The sequence below is a fragment of the Saccharopolyspora halophila genome (assembly GCF_039531955.1).
Taxonomy (GTDB): domain Bacteria; phylum Actinomycetota; class Actinomycetes; order Mycobacteriales; family Pseudonocardiaceae; genus Saccharopolyspora; species Saccharopolyspora halophila.
Map to the genome: position 1 here is coordinate 156,049 of NZ_BAAARA010000021.1, position 15,667 is coordinate 171,715.

At 69.4% G+C, this 15,667-nt stretch carries 14 protein-coding genes; 9 read left to right on the forward strand and 5 right to left on the reverse strand.

The genetic code is table 11. The annotated features are described in order from the left end of the window. Positions 1 to 101 precede the first annotated feature (101 nt). From ABD289_RS21680 to ABD289_RS21690, 3 genes are all read left to right on the forward strand, one after another. Positions 102 to 335 (forward strand): DUF397 domain-containing protein, encoded by a 234-nt coding sequence (locus ABD289_RS21680; RefSeq protein ID WP_344136026.1) that lies wholly within the window; start codon positions 102 to 104, stop codon positions 333 to 335. A 146-nt stretch (positions 336 to 481) separates the two neighbouring features. Next, the gene (locus tag ABD289_RS21685) at positions 482 to 1,306 is read left to right on the forward strand and encodes a helix-turn-helix domain-containing protein (protein ID WP_425564761.1); all 825 of its coding nucleotides are present in this window, start codon (positions 482 to 484) and stop codon (positions 1,304 to 1,306) included. A gap of 173 nt (positions 1,307 to 1,479) precedes the next feature. Beyond that, positions 1,480 to 2,319, forward strand: coding sequence for an SAM-dependent methyltransferase (locus ABD289_RS21690; protein ID WP_344136032.1), 840 nt, complete (start codon positions 1,480 to 1,482; stop codon positions 2,317 to 2,319). 220 nt (positions 2,320 to 2,539) lie between these two features. Here ABD289_RS21690 and ABD289_RS21695 read toward each other — a convergent pair whose 3' ends face one another. Both ABD289_RS21695 and hisD read right to left on the reverse strand, forming a co-directional pair. Then, positions 2,540 to 3,700 (reverse strand): ester cyclase, encoded by a 1,161-nt coding sequence (locus ABD289_RS21695; RefSeq protein ID WP_344136035.1) that lies wholly within the window; start codon positions 3,698 to 3,700, stop codon positions 2,540 to 2,542. After that, positions 3,697 to 5,025, reverse strand: coding sequence for a histidinol dehydrogenase (gene hisD / locus ABD289_RS21700; protein WP_425564759.1), 1,329 nt, complete (start codon positions 5,023 to 5,025; stop codon positions 3,697 to 3,699). Before hisD ends, ABD289_RS21695 begins: the two co-directional genes overlap by 4 nt. Before the next feature lie 395 nt (positions 5,026 to 5,420). Here hisD and ABD289_RS21705 point away from each other — a divergent pair, with 395 nt between their 5' ends. Continuing rightward, positions 5,421 to 6,722: an MFS transporter gene (locus ABD289_RS21705; RefSeq protein WP_344136041.1), complete on the forward strand. Its 1,302-nt coding sequence runs from the start codon at positions 5,421 to 5,423 to the stop codon at positions 6,720 to 6,722. A 54-nt stretch (positions 6,723 to 6,776) separates the two neighbouring features. On the opposite strand, the gene ABD289_RS21710 is transcribed toward ABD289_RS21705, so the two are convergent. Beyond that, positions 6,777 to 7,700, reverse strand: a complete 924-nt coding sequence (locus tag ABD289_RS21710) for a LysR family transcriptional regulator (RefSeq protein WP_344136043.1) — start codon at positions 7,698 to 7,700, stop codon at positions 6,777 to 6,779. Between the two features lie 120 nt (positions 7,701 to 7,820). Here ABD289_RS21710 and ABD289_RS21715 point away from each other — a divergent pair, with 120 nt between their 5' ends. From ABD289_RS21715 to ABD289_RS21730, 4 genes are read left to right on the forward strand one after another with little or no spacing between them, the layout of a single operon-like run. Continuing rightward, a complete protein-coding gene (locus ABD289_RS21715) occupies positions 7,821 to 8,957 on the forward strand; it encodes a cupin domain-containing protein (RefSeq protein WP_344136046.1) in 1,137 nt (378 codons plus the stop codon). Next, positions 8,954 to 9,700, forward strand: coding sequence for an alpha/beta fold hydrolase (locus tag ABD289_RS21720; protein WP_344136049.1), 747 nt, complete (start codon positions 8,954 to 8,956; stop codon positions 9,698 to 9,700). Before ABD289_RS21715 ends, ABD289_RS21720 begins: the two co-directional genes overlap by 4 nt. Next, positions 9,697 to 10,461 carry an SDR family NAD(P)-dependent oxidoreductase gene (locus ABD289_RS21725; protein ID WP_344136052.1) on the forward strand — a complete coding sequence of 255 codons (765 nt, stop codon included), beginning with the start codon at positions 9,697 to 9,699 and terminating at the stop codon, positions 10,459 to 10,461. The genes ABD289_RS21720 and ABD289_RS21725 overlap by 4 nt, the downstream gene beginning before the upstream one ends. After that, complete coding sequence (locus ABD289_RS21730; RefSeq protein WP_344136055.1) at positions 10,458 to 11,183, forward strand: HpcH/HpaI aldolase family protein; 726 nt, start codon at positions 10,458 to 10,460, stop codon at positions 11,181 to 11,183. Before ABD289_RS21725 ends, ABD289_RS21730 begins: the two co-directional genes overlap by 4 nt. 1 nt (position 11,184) lies before the next feature. Here ABD289_RS21730 and ABD289_RS21735 read toward each other — a convergent pair whose 3' ends face one another. Next, positions 11,185 to 12,177 (reverse strand): LacI family DNA-binding transcriptional regulator, encoded by a 993-nt coding sequence (locus ABD289_RS21735; protein ID WP_344136058.1) that lies wholly within the window; start codon positions 12,175 to 12,177, stop codon positions 11,185 to 11,187. Positions 12,178 to 12,549: 372 nt separating this feature from the next. Here ABD289_RS21735 and ABD289_RS21740 point away from each other — a divergent pair, with 372 nt between their 5' ends. Beyond that, a complete protein-coding gene (locus ABD289_RS21740) occupies positions 12,550 to 13,815 on the forward strand; it encodes an ABC transporter substrate-binding protein (protein WP_344136061.1) in 1,266 nt (421 codons plus the stop codon). A 204-nt stretch (positions 13,816 to 14,019) separates the two neighbouring features. On the opposite strand, the gene ABD289_RS21745 is transcribed toward ABD289_RS21740, so the two are convergent. Next, positions 14,020 to 15,576 carry an alkaline phosphatase D family protein gene (locus tag ABD289_RS21745; RefSeq protein ID WP_344136064.1) on the reverse strand — a complete coding sequence of 519 codons (1,557 nt, stop codon included), beginning with the start codon at positions 15,574 to 15,576 and terminating at the stop codon, positions 14,020 to 14,022. Positions 15,577 to 15,667 lie beyond the last annotated feature (91 nt).

The window sequence follows — 15,667 nt, forward strand, 5'->3', positions numbered from 1 at the left end:
CGCTGCTGCTACTGTCCCGAAACGGATGTACAGATGCAAGAACGTTTGCAAGAACGCTTGCGAGGACGGGCGGTATTTCGCCCGAATGATGGAGGGCGTCGATGCCGGAGGTCGTGGCGGCCGAGACCGCGGGCAACGTTGATCTGCGCTGGCGCAAGAGCGAGCGCAGCAACCCCAGCGGGAACTGCGTGGAGCTGGCGGAGCTGGATCGCGGCTCGATCGCGGTGCGCAACTCCCGGTTCCTGGACGGGCCGGTGCTGGTTTACACACGCGAAGAACTGGCCGCTTTTCTCGAAGGGGTCAAAGCGGGAGACTTCGATGATCTAATCTGCTGAGGACCGTTCGCCAGGTCGAAGTCGTGCTGCTCCGGACAGGGGTACCCATCATGATGAGCATTGAGCCGGAAAGACCCGGGAACCAAACCGGGGGGTCGCGCGCGGGCAAGTCGAGCGGGCCGACAGCCGGCCCGACGGTGCGCCGCATCGCGCTCGGCGGGCAGCTGCGGCGGTTGCGCGAGAGCTGCGGCATCAGCAGGGAAGCCGCCGGGGACGCGATCCGGGGCTCGCACGCCAAGATCAGCAGACTGGAGCTGGGCCGGGTCAGCTTCCGCGAGCGCGACATCAGCGACCTGCTGACCTTCTACGGCGTGCAGGACCCGCAGGAGCGGGAGCAGTTCTTATCGCTGGCCAGGCAGGCCAACGAGCCGGGATGGTGGCATCAGTACGGCGATCTGCTGCCGTCCTGGTTCGAGACGTACCTGGGCCTGGAGCAGGCCGCCGCGATCATCCGCACCTACGAGGCGCAGTTCGTTCCGGGGCTGGTGCAGACCCCCGACTACGCTCGTGCGGTCATCAATCTGGGGCACGGCCACGAGGAGGCCGCCGAAGTCGATCGGCGGGTCGCGTTGCGGACCCGCCGCCAGGACATCCTCACCCGCTCCGAGCCCTCGACGCTGTGGGCCGTGGTCGACGAAGCCGCGCTGCGCCGCCCGATCGGGGGTGACGAGGTGATGCGAGGGCAGATCGAGCACCTCATCCGCGTCACCGAACTTCCCAACGTCACGGTCCAGGTGCTGCCCTACAGCGCGGGCGGGCACGCCGCGGCGGGCGGACCGTTCTCGATCCTGCGCTTCCCCGAGTCGGATCTGCCCGACGTCGTCTACCTCGAGCAGCTCACCAGCGCGCTCTACCTGGACAAGCGGCACGACCTGGACCAGTACCAGGCGGTCATGGACAAGCTCAGCGTCCAGGCGGTGACCCCGGGCGACACTCCTGAGCTGCTCCGCGAGATCGCCGAGACCTACTAGCTTTCCCGCGCGCGGCGCGCGAGGCCGAATCCGCGGTCGTCCGGCTGCTCGAGCGGTTCCCGATGTTCCCGGCGCGATCTCGCCGGGATCGGCCCCGGCCGCGCCACTCGCGCCGGAGCCGATCGACGTTCCCGCACCACCCGTCAAGATTCCCGTCGCGGAGAGGAACGAGCATGCCCGAGAACCGGCCGCTGTCGGCGGAGATCGACACGACCGTCGCGCACGAGGCCCGCGTCTACGACTACTGGCTCGGCGGCAAGGACCACTACGAGGCGGATCGGGCGCTGGGCGATGCCATCGCCGAGCAGATCCCGACGGTCGCCACGATGGCGCGCGCCAACCGGGCCTTCGTCGGCCGCGCGGTGCGGTACCTGGTCAAGGAGGCCGGGATCCGGCAGTTCCTGGACATCGGCACCGGCATTCCCACCAGCGGCAACGTGCACGAGGTGGCGCAGCTCGAGGATCCCTCGGTCCGCGTGGTCTACGTCGACAACGATCCGATCGTCCTCGCGCACGCCCGCGCGCTGATGACCAGCACGCCGGAAGGGGCCACCAGGTTCGTCTTCGCCGATCTGCGCGAACCGGACGCGATCCTGTCCGAGCAGGCGGTGTCCGAGACCTTGGACCTGACGCAGCCGGTCGCGGTCATGCTCGTCGCGGTGCTGATGTACTTCCGCGAGGAGTCCGAGGTGCGCCGGGTGCTGTCCGCGCTCGTGGACGCGGTGCCCGCGGGCAGCTATCTGACGCTGACCCACCCCACGGCGGACTTCGATCCGGAGGCCGTGGCCGGGGTGGTCGCGGCCGCCGAGCGATCCGGGATCGCCTTCCAGCCGCGCAGCCGCACCGAGGTGGCGAACCTGTTCGCCGGCATGGACCTGGTCGAGCCGGGCATCGTGCCCGTCATGGCCTGGCGGCCCGACGAACCCGGTGCGGACGCGGCCCGGCTGCACCCGGGAATCGAGCCGGATCCCGCGAGTGCCTACTACTGGGCGGGCATGGCGCGCAAGCGCTGAGCCGCGCTCGGGCGCGCGGTCGACGAAGCAAGAGATCGCCGCGAACCGGACGTGGCGGTGGCGGGGCGATCCCCGGCCGTGCCGGACGTCCGATCCGCGGCGATCTCTCGAGCGGCCGGTGGTTATGGGGCTGTTTCAGCGCGGGGTTCGCGCGGCGGTGCGGGCTGAGTCCCGCACTTGAACCAGCGGCTCCCGCTGCACGCTGAAACGACCCCCGATGTCAGGACAGGTCGGGCGGGTTGTCCTCGCTGACCAGCTGGGCGATCACGTCGAACTCGTTGAACAGCGACCACTCCTCGACGATCCGCCCGCCCACGACGTAGATCTGGGACATGCCCCAGAGGTGCGCGCGCTTGCCGGTGGGCTTGCCGTAGAGGCCGTAGCCGCGGTGGGTGCCCATGCCGGACCAGCGAGCCGAGATGCTGTACCCGTCGGCGTCGTTGCCCATCCAGTACACCTCGTCGACCTGCACGCCCAGGTCCGGGAAGGTGGCCAGCAGGCTGCGGGCCATCGCGCGCACGTCGGAGCGGCCGTAGCCGGTCCGGTTGGTGGCACCGTGCCAGCGGACGTTCTCCGCGTAGACCCGGTCGATGGTGCTCAGATCGCGCCGGTTGTAGACGTTGTGGAACAGCGCCCGGACGGTGCCCTCCACGTCGAACCCGGCGGTGTTGTCCGGTTCGGGCAGCGCCACGGGCTTGCGCCCGCCGGACAGCCGCAGCGCCTCCGACGAGGGACGTTCGGTCACCGGGGTCACGCCGCCCTCGCGGGCGTAGGTGCGCGCGGCGTCGGCAACGTCGATGCCCAGCTGCTGGAGCTTGGCGGCGGTGTTGTAGAGGACCCACTCCTCGTAGATCTCGTTCTGCCACACCACGCAGTTGGCCATCACCCAGGTCTCGAGCTTGCGGCCGGTGGGCGGGCCCCAGCGCCAGGGCCCGGTGTGGTGGCCGATGTTGATGGCGCGGTGCGAGGTGACGAAGCCTTCGGTGTCGGAACCGGCCCAGATCACGTCGTCGGCGTAGTGGCGGCAGTCCGGCAGCGCGTTGATGCTCTGCATCGTGCCGTCGACCAGGCGCTCGACGCCGAACTTCACACCGCTGTCGTCGTAGAGGCGGCAACCCTGCGCGTAGGTGTCGTAGATGTAGCCGACGTCCTGGTCCTCCCAGATGCGGTGGGTGATCCGGACGATGTAGTCGACGATGTCGGTGTAGGTGTCCTCGAACCCCTCCATCGACTGCCTGCGCTCCCCGCCGTAGTTCGCCTCGGCCAGCGTGACGCCCGCGCCTGGCCGGACCGCGATGGAGAAGTCCGGCGGCATGGTGCGCTTGCCCGACGTCATGGTGCCGCCCGGTGAACCCGCGGGCTGTGCCGAGATCTCGCTCAACGGTTCTCTCCTTCGCGCAGGCGCTGCAGTCGCATGGTGGCGGTGGCCTCGTGCGCCGCCATGCCTTCGTAGTCGGAAATGGTCTCCACGGCCTCGGCCAGCAGCGGTGTGGCATCCCGGGAGACCCGCTGGTAGGTCAGCGGCTTGAGGAATCGCGAGACCGACAGCCCGGCGCTGTGCCGGGCGCCCCCGGCGGTGGGCAGCACGTGGTTCGTGCCCGCCATGCCCTTGTCCGAGTAGGCCACCGTGCTCCACTGGCCGAGGAAGATGGACCCGTAGTTGCGCAGCGCCGAGTGGTAGTGCTCGTCGTCCGCGGTGTGCACCTCCAGGTGCTCGGGCGCGAGGTCGTCCATCAAGGCGACCGCGGTCTCGGCGTCCTGGGCCCAGGTGACGCTGCCGAAGTCGTGCCAGGCGGGGCCCGCGATGTCCGAGGTGGACAGGTTCGCCAGCTGCTTGTCGGCCGCCTCGATGACGGCTTCGCCGAGAGCGCGGGAGGTGGTGACCAGCGCGGCGGGGGAGTTGACGCCGTGCTCGGCCTGGCCGAGCAGGTCGGCCGCGACCAGTTCCGGGTCGGCGGTCTCGTCGGCGAGCACCGCGACCTCGGAAGGACCGGCCATCAGGTCGATGGCCACCCGGCCGAACAGCTGGCGCTTGGCCTCGGCGACGAACGCGTTGCCCGCGCCGACGATCATGTCCACGGGTTCCTCGCCGAGCAGCCCGAACGCCATTCCGGCCAGCGCCTGCACCCCGCCGAGCACGAACACCCGGTCCGCACCGGACAGGTAGGCCGAGTGCAGAACGGCCGGGTCGGGGCCGTTCTTGCCCGGGGGCAGGCAGCACACCACGGTGTCCACGCCTGCGGCCTTGGCCACGCCGACGGTCATGAACGCGCCTGCCGTAAGCGGGAACTTCCCGGCCGGCAGGTAGGCGCCGACTCGCTGCACCGGAACGTAGCGGTACCCGGTGGTCAACCCGGGGGCGAGCTCGATCTCGGCGTCCTGCAGGCCGGCGCGCTGCAGCTCGGCGAAGCGCCGGGTGCGTTCCGCGCCGAGTTCCAGCGCCTGGCGGTGCTCGGGCGTGAGGGCGTCCCCGGCGGTGCGGATGTCGGCCGCGCCGAGTTCGACGTCCGGCCGGTCCCAGCCGTCGAGCTCGCGGGCGTAGCGCAGGATCGCGTCGCTGCCGTCGCGCTCGATCTCGAGCAGCATCTCCGAGACGCGCTCGACCACGCGCGGATCCTGCTGGGCGGCAGGTGCATCCGATCCCGGTGATTTGAGGTGTGCGTAGCGCCCGGACAGTGCGCCGAGTCGCCGAGGGGTGAATCGCATGCCGGCAAGTTAAGCCCGCCGAAACCTGAAGGACAAGGGTGGAGTTTCTTGTGGAAACCATCGGAAGATCCTATATCTGCTCGGGCAGCCATGCGTATGCACATAAGGAGGTGGTCAGCCGAGATGCGCGTCCATCACAATTTCATCCGTATGCATCTCGGGGTTGACACCCCGAACAGCCCGCTGCAACTCTCTTGCCCGGCGTCGGCCCGACACGGTGATTCGGCGACGCGGTTCTCCGGCGATGCCGACGCGGTGCGCGGCCGGTCCGCCGGACTCACCCGGTAATTCCCTCAGCAGCGCATTCGCGGACAACGATGTTCGCCCGGACCACGGAGCAGCCTTTGACCACCACATCCACGGCGCCGGAAGGCCAGGGGCCGGAGCAGGTACCGATGCGCAGAGCCGTAACGGCGGGCGTGATCGGCAATTTCGTCGAGCAGTTCGACTTCGGTATCTACGGATACCTGGCGCCGGTGATGGCGCCCGTCTTCTTCCCCTCGCAAGATCCGCTCGTCGCGGTGCTTTCCACCTACGCGATCCTCGCGATCGGCACGATCATCCGCCCGCTGGGCGGGATGATCCTCGGTCGCTGGGGCGACAGGTGGGGGCGGCGCACGGTCCTGCTCTGGACGATCCTGATGATGGGCGTGGGCACCGCCCTGATCGGGATGCTGCCCACTTATCAGCAGGTCGGGGTGCTTGCTCCGTGCCTGCTGCTGTTGCTGCGCTGCGCGCAGAGCTTGATCTCCGGCGGTGAGTACGTCGGCGCGATCGCCTTCGTGGTCGAGTGGGCCGAACCCACCCGGCGCGCGTATCGAACCTCGTTCGTCTCGATGAGCGTGTTCTTCGGGATCCTCGGCGGTGCGGGCATCTCCGCGCTGACCGCCACGCTGTTCGACCCGGCCGCGATGCAGAGCTACGGCTGGCGCATCCCGTTCCTGCTCGCCCTGCCGCTGTCCCTGGTCGGCCTGTGGGTGCGCAGCCGGGTCGGGGAGACCCCGGAGTTCCAGCGGGCCACCAACGAGGGAGCCGAGGTCACCAAGGCGCCGCTGACCGAGGCCTTCAAGTCGCAGTGGCAGTCGATGCTGGTCTTCTGCGGGGCCTCGATCACGCTGGCGATCCTCTCCTACACCTGGGTCACCTATCTGCCGGAGTACCTCAGCACCAACATCGGGCTCTCCCGAGCCGAAGCCCTCGGTTCGAACGCGATCTCGGTCGCGGCGATCATCCCGCTGCTCCCGCTGGCCGGAGCGCTGTCGGATCGCATCGGCAGGCGTCCGATGCTCATCACCGGTTACGCCTCGGCGATCGCGTTCGTGCCGCTGGCGTTCGCGGTGGCGCAGTGGGGGACGTTCACCGGTGCGGTCATCGCGCAGCTGATCTACGTGATCCCGGAGTTCTTCCTGACCGGCATCGTCACGGTCTGCGTCTCGGAGATGTTCGCGACCAAGACCCGGTTCAGCGCGGGCGGCGTCGCCTACAACTGCTCCTTCGCGGTGTTCGCGGGGATCACGCCCTTCGTCTCCACGCTGCTGGTCAGCCAGACCGGAACCATCTACGCGGTCTGGGCGTTCCTGGCCACGGCCGCGGTGATCTCCTTGGTGGTCGTCGCGAAGTGGATGACCGAGACCTATCGCGTGGACCTGTCGACGGGAAGGCCCGCCGAGCCAGCGGAGCAACCCGTGCGGGTGTGACCGCTCGGTAGTGCGTGGTGGCGGCCCCCGCGGTCGTCACCGCGCGCTCGTCGGTCACTCGCAGGGCGTCGCGGGTCCGGATCGGGTCGTGCTCAGCAGCGCGTTCTGCGCGAGCCGGGCCAGCTCCGTGGTGGCCGGTGACAGCGGGCGGTCCCGGCGGCGGATCAGCGCGATCGTGTCGTGCAGCGGTGGTGCGAACGGTGTCGTCCGCAGGCCTCGCGGAAATCGGGGGCTCTGGACCACCGCTCGGCAGGCGATGCTGTCGCCGATCCCGTCCGCGGCCAGGCGCAGGGCCGATTCGACGTGCTCCACCTCGATGCGCGGGTCGAGGGTGACGCCCGCCAGCTGCGCCCGTTCGGCCAGCTGCCTGCGCGTGGGATCGGTCCAGCCGTAGCGGGCGTCGTAGAGGATCAGGGAAGCGGCGGCGACGTCCTCGATCGCGATCGGCTCGCGGGTCCGCTGCGGGTCGGCGCTGATGTAGTGCACCTCGTCGCGGATCAGCGGGGTGACCGCGAGCCCTTCGTCGTCGATGGGCAGCACGACCAGCCCGGCTTCCAGATCGCCGTCGCGGACCGCGGCGGCGGTCTCGGCGGAGTTCTGGCCGACCAGCCGGACCCGGACGTCCGGGTAGCGGTCGTGGAACTGCCGGACGAGGTCGGAGAGCAGGTAGTAGTCGGCGTTGCGCAGCAGGCCGAAGGTGGCGGTGCCCCCGCGCAGCGAGTTCAGCGCGCGCACCGCGGCGCCGCCGTGGTCGGCGGCGGCCAGGGCCTGCTCGGCGTAGGGGAGCAGCTCGTACCCCGCGGCCGACAGGGTCAGCCGCCTGCTGCCGCGAACGAACAGCGCGGCGTCCAGCTCTTCCTCGAGCCGGCGGACCAGTTCGGATACCGAGGGTTGGGCCATGTCCAGTTCGGCGGCCACCGCGGTGAACGTGCCGAGCCGGTGCGCCAGCGCGAAGGCGCGGAGTTGGTTGAGGGTCACGGGGGCAGCGTAGGCAACCCGCTCCCGACCGCGAAAGCGGTTGCCCGAATGGTCTTGACACCGGTGCTCGGCAACGGTTTCTATCGTGACATACGTATTCACAAGCGGAGGGAAGTGCAAATGTCCTCGGATCAGGTCACCCGCGAGGAGCTCGACCGCCGGACGATCCGCCGGGGCGACTTCGTGTCGTGCAACAAGGCGTTCATCGACTGCCGCACGCCTGGCTCGGACCAGAAGGAGAACTACTCCATGATCGGCCCGGGCGTGACCCAGAGCGCCGATCAAGTGGTCAACCTTCGCGAGGCGCACGGCTACAACATCGGTGCCGCCGCGATGCCCCACGGCATCACCAACAACCTGCACCTGCACTACACCGCCGAGGTCTTCCTGTGCTTCCGCGGTGAGTTCCTGCTCCGCTGGGGCGCGGACGGCCAGGAGGGCGAGCTGGTGCTGCGGGAGGGCGACATCGCCTCCATCCCGACCTGGATCTTCCGCGGTTTCGACAACATCGGCCCGGACGACGGCTGGCTGTTCACCGTTCTCGGTCATGACGAGACCGGTGGGATCATCTGGGGCCCGAACGTGCTGCGCGAGGCGGAGGGACACGGGCTGTTCCTCACCGAGGACAACCGGCTCGTCGACACCGTCGCAGGTGACTCGCCCCCGCAGGACGTCGAGCTCAAGCGCCCGATGGCGCCGGAGGACATCGGAGCGCTGCCCTCCTACCCGGTGGAGAAGATGCGCGGGCGCATCGCCAAGCCCGAGGACCTGGAGTGGTCGGATCACGCCCTGCTCGGCTCGGTGCTGCCCGGCGGGCGCGCGGAGCTGGCGCTGGTCATCGGGTTCGGCATGACCGAGGACCGCATGCAGGAACCGCGGGTGTGCAACCCGCACGGGCACAACATCGCCTGGCTGCGCGCGGCTCCCGGCGAGGGCATGCTCACCCACCGGCACGCCGAGACGCAGGTGCTGATGGTCAAGGACGGCGAGTGGGAGGTCACGCTCAACCGCCACGACGAGGTCTCGGTGCGCCTCGGGCCGGACGACATGGTCTCGATCCCGCGCAACGCCTGGCGCTCGGTGCGCAACGTCTCCGAGGAGACCGGCAACCTGCTGGTGGTCAACAGCGGCGATGGGCGGGTGCGCCTGGAGTGGGACGACGAGGTCGCCAAGGCCGCTGCGGACGCCGGTGTCGGCACGGATCACAACGGTTACCTGGCGCCGTTCCACCTGATCCCGAGGCCGGTGGGCCAATGATCGTCCTGGTGCCCGGAATGCTCTGCGACGCGGACCTGTGGACCGACCTCGTCGCGGGGCTGCCCGGCCCGGTGGTGCACGCCGAGATCACCGCCGACAGCATCGGTGGCATGGCCGAGCAGGTGCTGTCCGCTGTGGAGGGAGAGTTCGCCCTGGTCGGCCTGAGCCTGGGCGCCATCGTGGGTTTCGAGGTGGCCCGCCGCGCGCCGGAACGGCTGAACGCGCTGTGCGCGCTGTCGACCAACGCCGGCGCGCCGAGTCCCGAGCAGCTGGCCGGTTGGGCGGACCTCGGTGAGCGCACCCGCGCGGGGGGATTCGAAGAGATCGTCGGCGAGCTCCTGCCGACCATGTTCGCCGGGTCGGCACCGCATGCGATGCGCGACCGGTTCGTCCGGATGGCCCACCGGGTCGGTCCCGAGGTCTTCCAGGCGCAGCTGACCGCGCAGGCCACCCGCGTCGAAGCCTTCGACGCCATCGGCGCGCTACCGGCGCCCGTCCAGGCGATCTGCGGTGACCGGGACGCGTTGTGCCCGCCTCGGTTCCACGAGGACATCGTCCGGCACGCGGCCCCGGGCAGCAGCAGGCACGTGCTGGACGGGGCCGGTCACCTGCTGACCATCGAACGCCCGGGGGTGGTCGGCGCCCTGCTGCGCAACAGGCTGAGTTCGCCGGGCGCCGAATCACCGGTCGAGCGCACCGCTCCGATCGCGCGCGAGAAATCGAGCACTCGAGGAGAGAGATGACCGAATCGCTCGTCGGCCGGACGGCCGTGGTGACCGGGGGCGGCAACGGACTCGGGCGCGCGATGTGCCGCTCGTTGTCCGTCGCGGGCGCCCGGGTCATCGCCGTCGGCCGCAAGAAGTCCACTGTGGAGGAAACGCTGGCCGGGTTGCAGGGGCCGGGGCGGGCGGCCGTCTGCGACGTCGCCGACCCGGACTCGGTGCGTGCGCTCGTCGAAGAGCTCGTCGGCGAGGACGTCTCGATCCTGGTCAACAACGCGGGCGTCGCCGGGCCGGTGAAGCCGCTGATCGATGTCGAACCCGGCGAGTGGGACGGGGTCTTCGACATCAACGTGCGCGGCGTCTACCAGATGTGCCGGGCGTTCCTGCCCGCGATGATCGAGCGCGGCAGCGGCGATGTCGTCAACCTGGCCTCGGTCTCCGGCAAGCGCCCGCTGCTGAACCGGACTCCCTACACCGCCTCGAAGATGGCCGTGATCGGTCTGACCACGACGCTGGCGGGCGAGGTCGGGCCTGCCGGTGTCGCGGTGAACTCGTTGTCGCCCGGACCGGTGGCCGGGCCGCGGATGCAGCGCAACTTCCGGTTGGAAGCCGAGCGCACCGGCACCACCGAGGCCGAGGCCGAGCGGGAGTTCGTGTCGAGGTCCCTGATGAAGCGAATGGTCACCGAGGAAGAGGTCGGGGACGCGCTGGTGCGGATGCTGGGAATGTCGGGACTGTGCGGAGCCGATATCGACCTGTCGGCGGGAATGGTGGCGCGATGACGCTGAAAGAACGCTTGCACGCGGGGGAGCGAATCCAGGGATGCCTGCTGCGGTTGCCCTCGGAGACGCTGCTCGAGATGACCGCCGTCGCCGGATTCGACTACGCCGTCGTCGACTGCGAGCACGGACCCGCCGATCTGGTGTCCCTGCAACAGCACGTCCGTGCTGCGGACGCGTACGGGATGCCGGTGCTCGTGCGAGTCGGCGAGAACGAGCCCGCGCTGATCCTGCGAGTGCTGGACCTGGGGGCCGAGGGCGTCATCGTGCCGCACGTCGACACCGCCGAGCAGGCTCGCGCCGTGGTCGCCGCCGCGCACTACCCGCCCACCGGTGAGCGCGGTTTCGCCACCTACAGCCGGGCGGGTCGGTTCGGCCGCGGCATCGCCGAACACCTCGCCGACGCCGAGCGCACGACGCTGGTGATCCCGATGCTGGAAACGGCGCGGGCGTGCGACAACGCGGCCGATATCCTCGCGGTGTCCGGTGTGGACAGCGTGCTGGTCGGGCCCGCGGACCTGTCGGTCGCCATGAACAGGTCCGGCCCCGCGGATCCGGAGGTCGTCGAGCGCATCGGCGGCGTGGTGCGCGCGGCCGCATCCGGCGGGCACCCGATGACGACCATCGTCGGATCTGCTGACAAGGCCGCCGAGGCGCCGGCCGGAGCAGTGCTCTACAACCTCACGCACGTCCTGATGGAGACGCTGCGCGGTTTGGCGAAGTGACTCAGCGGCCGGGGGAGGCGTGCGTGCTGCGCAGGACGAGCGAGGGCTCGAAGAGCGTGCGCCGCGCCTCCGCCCGGCCGTCGGACTCGATGCGCTCCACCAGCAGTCGAGCGGAGGTCTGCGCCAGCGCCGCCAGGTCGTAGTGCACGGTCGTCAGGTCGAAGGTCTCCCAGGACGCCATCGGGATGTCGTCGAACCCGATCAACGTCAGGTCCTCCGGGATGCGCACCCCGAGTCTGCGCGCCGCGTTGAACGCCCCGATGGCGATCACGTCGTTGCCGCAGAACACTGCGGTCGGGCGGGCTTCGAGGAGTTCTTCGAGCGCGCGGTAGCCGGTGTCGAAGTCGAACGGGCCGCGTCGCACCGAGGTCTCCGGCAGCGCGATCCCGGCCTCGGACAGTCCCAGGCGGAAGCCCATCTCCCGGTCCCGTCCGGTGGTGGTCTCCGATGGGCCACCGATGCAGGCGATGTCGCGATGTCCCAGGCGTGCCAGCTCCTGGGCCACCAGGCGTCCGCCGAGCTCGTTGTCCACCACGGCGGCATCGCCGCTCTGCCCGCCGCCCTCCCGGTTGAGGAACACGAACGGGAGCTCGCGGCGCTGCAGTTCCTCCGGGAGCCGGGAGCTCACGGTCGCGGTCGCCAGCACCACCCCGTCGATCGAGCGGTCCAGCAGCCGCTGGCTGGTCACCGCGGTCTCGTCCCGCTCGGTGAACAGCATCATCCGGTAGCCGTGCCGCTCCAGCTCGTCGTGCAGCGGCCCGATCAGGTGCGGGTAGAACGGGTTGGTGAGGTCGGTGACGACGACCCCGATGCGGTTGGTCGTCCTGGTAGACAGACTGCGGCCGGTCTCGCTGGGCACGTAGCTCAGCGCTTCGGCCGCGCGCCGCACCTTCTCCCGGGTATCCTCGGACACGCGCTGATCGCCCCGCAGCGCGCGGGAGACGGTCGGCTGCGACACTCCCGCGAGCCGCGCCACGTCACGACTGGTGATCAACGCATCCTCCCTCCATTGCCTGCATGCGGATGGTACAGCAGGACACTTTTCGCTGTGGCCGGACTTGATTCGTCGCTGAATACGTATGATCAACTCGACTGCGGACCGGCTGCTGCCGCGGCCGGAGTCGCGGTCGACGCGGCCCGCCGATAAGCCCGGTGCGGCAACGCTTCCCAGCCTTCCCGAAGTGATTCCGCCCCGTTCCGCACGCCTGGTGGACTGCTTGACACCCGGCGTTTCGGACAGCTAGAAAGCGCTTACCACAACATTTGCTCGACGCTTCTTGCCCGGCCCCAACGGCATCACAACGAGGTGAGTTCGTTGCCCGTCACGTTCGAGTCGAAAGCCCCATCGTCAGCCCGAGGAAAGCCGTTGCGCAGGGCCGGAGCGCTGGCCGCCGCGCTCATGCTGCTGGTCGCCGGATGCGGGGGTTCCGCCGGCGATGACGGGAAGGTCGCGCTGCGCGTGCTGTGGTGGGGCAGCGACACCCGCCACCGGATGACGCAGGAGATGATCGCCGAGTTCGAGAAGACCCACCCGAACATCGATGTCCAGCCGGAGTTCACCGGCTGGAACGACTACTGGGATCGGCTGGCCACCAACACCGCGGGCGGGGACATGCCCGACATCGTTCAGCACGATGCGGACTACCTGCGCGAGTACGCCGAGCGAGGTGCGCTGCTGGACCTGGGCGAGTACATGCCGGGTGTCATCGACCCGTCGAAGCTGGACGAGTCGGTGCTGCGCACCGGCGAGGTGGAGGGCAAGACCTACGCGATTCCCACCGGGGTGAACGCCTATTCGATCGTGGCCGACCCGGCGGTGTTCCAGCAGGCCGGCGTTGCGATGCCGGACGACCGGACGTGGACCTGGCAGCAGTTCATCGACACCGCTGCGCAGATCACCCGGAACACACCGGACGGCGTCTACGGGTTGCAGGACGTCGGGTTCGTCGACGCGGGAATCAAGGTCTTCGCCCGTCAGCGCGGGGAGTCGCTCTACGGCGAGGAGGGCGAGCTCGGCGTCTCGGACAAGACGCTGCGCGACTGGTTCCAGCTGATCGTCAACGCGCGGGACAGCGGTGCCGAGCCACCGCCCTCGCGCAGCGTCGAGGTGCACGCGGGCAACGTGGACCAGTCGCTGACGGCGACCCGCTCCGGCGCGCTGGGGGCGTGGTGGACCAACCAGTTCCCCACTCTCGCCGAGCTGAACGGGCGCGACCTGCGGCTCCTGCGCTTCCCTGGTGAATCGGAACGACCGGGGATGTATCTCAAGCCCGGGATGTTCTGGACGGTCTCGGCCGAGACCGAACATCCGGAGGCGGCGGCCGAATTCATCAACTGGATGGTGAACGACCCGCGTCCGGCCGAGATTCAGCTCACCGACCGGGGCCTACCGATCAACACCGAGGTCCGGGAGCACATCGTCTCCCAGCTCTCGCCCGCGGACCAGCAGGCCCGCAGGTTCCTGGAGGAGGTCACCCCCGATCTGTCCCAGCCGCCGAAGCTCCCGCCCCCGGGCTCCCCGGAGGTCCAGGACATCCTCGTCCAGATCAACCAGGCGGTCCTCTTCAACCGGATGACCCCGGCCCAAGCCGCCGAGAACTTCCGAACCCAAGCCAACAGCGCCATCAACTAACCCCCGAATTCCCTGGAAATCAGGGTCACGTTTTCGAGGGTTTTCCAGCCCAGTAACCGAACAGGTGACACCAACACCGGCGCGTCGACCTCGCATGTTGCCAACCAACCCCAACCTCGCGCATCCCGTTGGTTCCCCACCCGGAAATTCCAGGGAATTCGGTACCCCGATTTCCCTGGAATTCCGGGTGGGGGTGGGGAGGGGTCAGGATTCGGTGAGGCCTGGTTTGGCGTTCTGGATGGTGAAGGTCTTGCGGTTGGAGATGCCGGCCCCGGGGCTGGTGACGTAGTCGACCACGCGGTAGTCCGCGGTCCACTCGTCCGGCGTGATGGTGTTGCGAACGTAGCCGCGCTGCCGGTTGAGGAACTTGATGTGCGGGTTCTCCTGCAACTGGACGAGGTCGTCCGGGTTCTGGTCGCGCCCGTCCCCACCCGAGGCGATCGAGGTGCCGACCAGCTCGGTGGCGACCGTCTCGGACTCGGGGCGGTCGAAGTCGGCCTTGACCTCGGCCGCGTAGTTGGCGTGCACGTCACCGGTGATCACGACCGGGTTGGACGCGGTCTTGAGGTGGTCGCGCACCAGATCGCGTTCGACGGGGTAGTTGTCCCAGGCGTCATCGCTGAACGACTCGTCATCACCCGCGGCGAAGTCCCGCTGGCTGAAGAACACCTGCTGCGCCAGGACGTTCCAGCGCGCGGTCGGACCGGCGAGGTTGTTGAGCAGCCAGTTGCGCTGGTCGGCGCCCAGCATCGTGCGTTTCGGGTCCTGGACCACCTCCGGCGGCACCTCCTGGTCGTCCCGGTACTGCCGGGTGTCGAGCAGGTGGACGTCGACCAGATCACCGAAGGTCAACCTGCGGTGGATGCGGATGTCCGGTCCGCTCGGACGTTGCGCGCGACGCAGCGGCATGTGCTCCCAGTAGGCCTGGAACGCCTGCGCGCGTCGCTTCCGGAACACCTCCCGGTCCTGGTCGGGCTCGTCGTCCGGCTGCGAGATGTCGCTCGCCCAGTTGTTCTCGACCTCGTGGTCGTCGAAGACCACGGCCCAGGGGAACGCGGCGTGCGCGGCTTGCAGGTGCTCGTCGGCCTTGTACTGGCCGAGCCGGGTGCGGTAGTCCGCCAGGTCGGTGATCTCGCGCGCGGGCACGTGCGGGCGCCCGATCGAGCCCGCGGCGCCGCTCTCGTAGATGTAATCGCCGAGGAACGCCACCAGGTCGAGGTCCTCCTCGGCCATGTGCCGGTAGGCGGTGTAGTGCCCGGACGCGTAGTGCTGGCAGCTCGCGAAGGCGAATGCGAACCGGTCCAGCCGCGATCCGGGTGCCGGCGCGGTCTTGGTGCGGCCCGCCGGACTGATCTGGCCGTCGACGCGGAAGCGGTAGAAGTACTGGGCGCCGGGCCGCAGGCCGGAGACCTCGACGTGCACCGAGTGCGCGGACTCGCGCGCGGCGTGCTCGGTTCCCTCCGCCACGACGTCGGTGAACTTCTCATCGGTGGCGACCTGCCACTGCACCGGCACGATCCGGTCCGGCATCCCGCCGAAACCGTCCTCGGTCAGCGGCTCCGGGGCTAATCGGGTCCACAGCACCACACCGTCGGGCAGCGGGTCGCCGGAAGCCACGCCCAGCTGGAAGGGCTCGCGGATGACGCCGCGACCGGCTCCGGCGGCCTGCGCCGCAGTGCCGCCGACCGCCGCCGCGCCGATCGCCGCGGTTCCGGCCAGCAGCACTTGGCGGCGAGTGGGTTTGAAGGGGTTCTCCGACATGCTTCACCTCTCGGCAGTGCTCGCGAGCTCGGTCAGGATCGGTGCGCGCGAGCGGTTCGGGGGAAATGCCGGTTGACCCTATGCCGGGGAG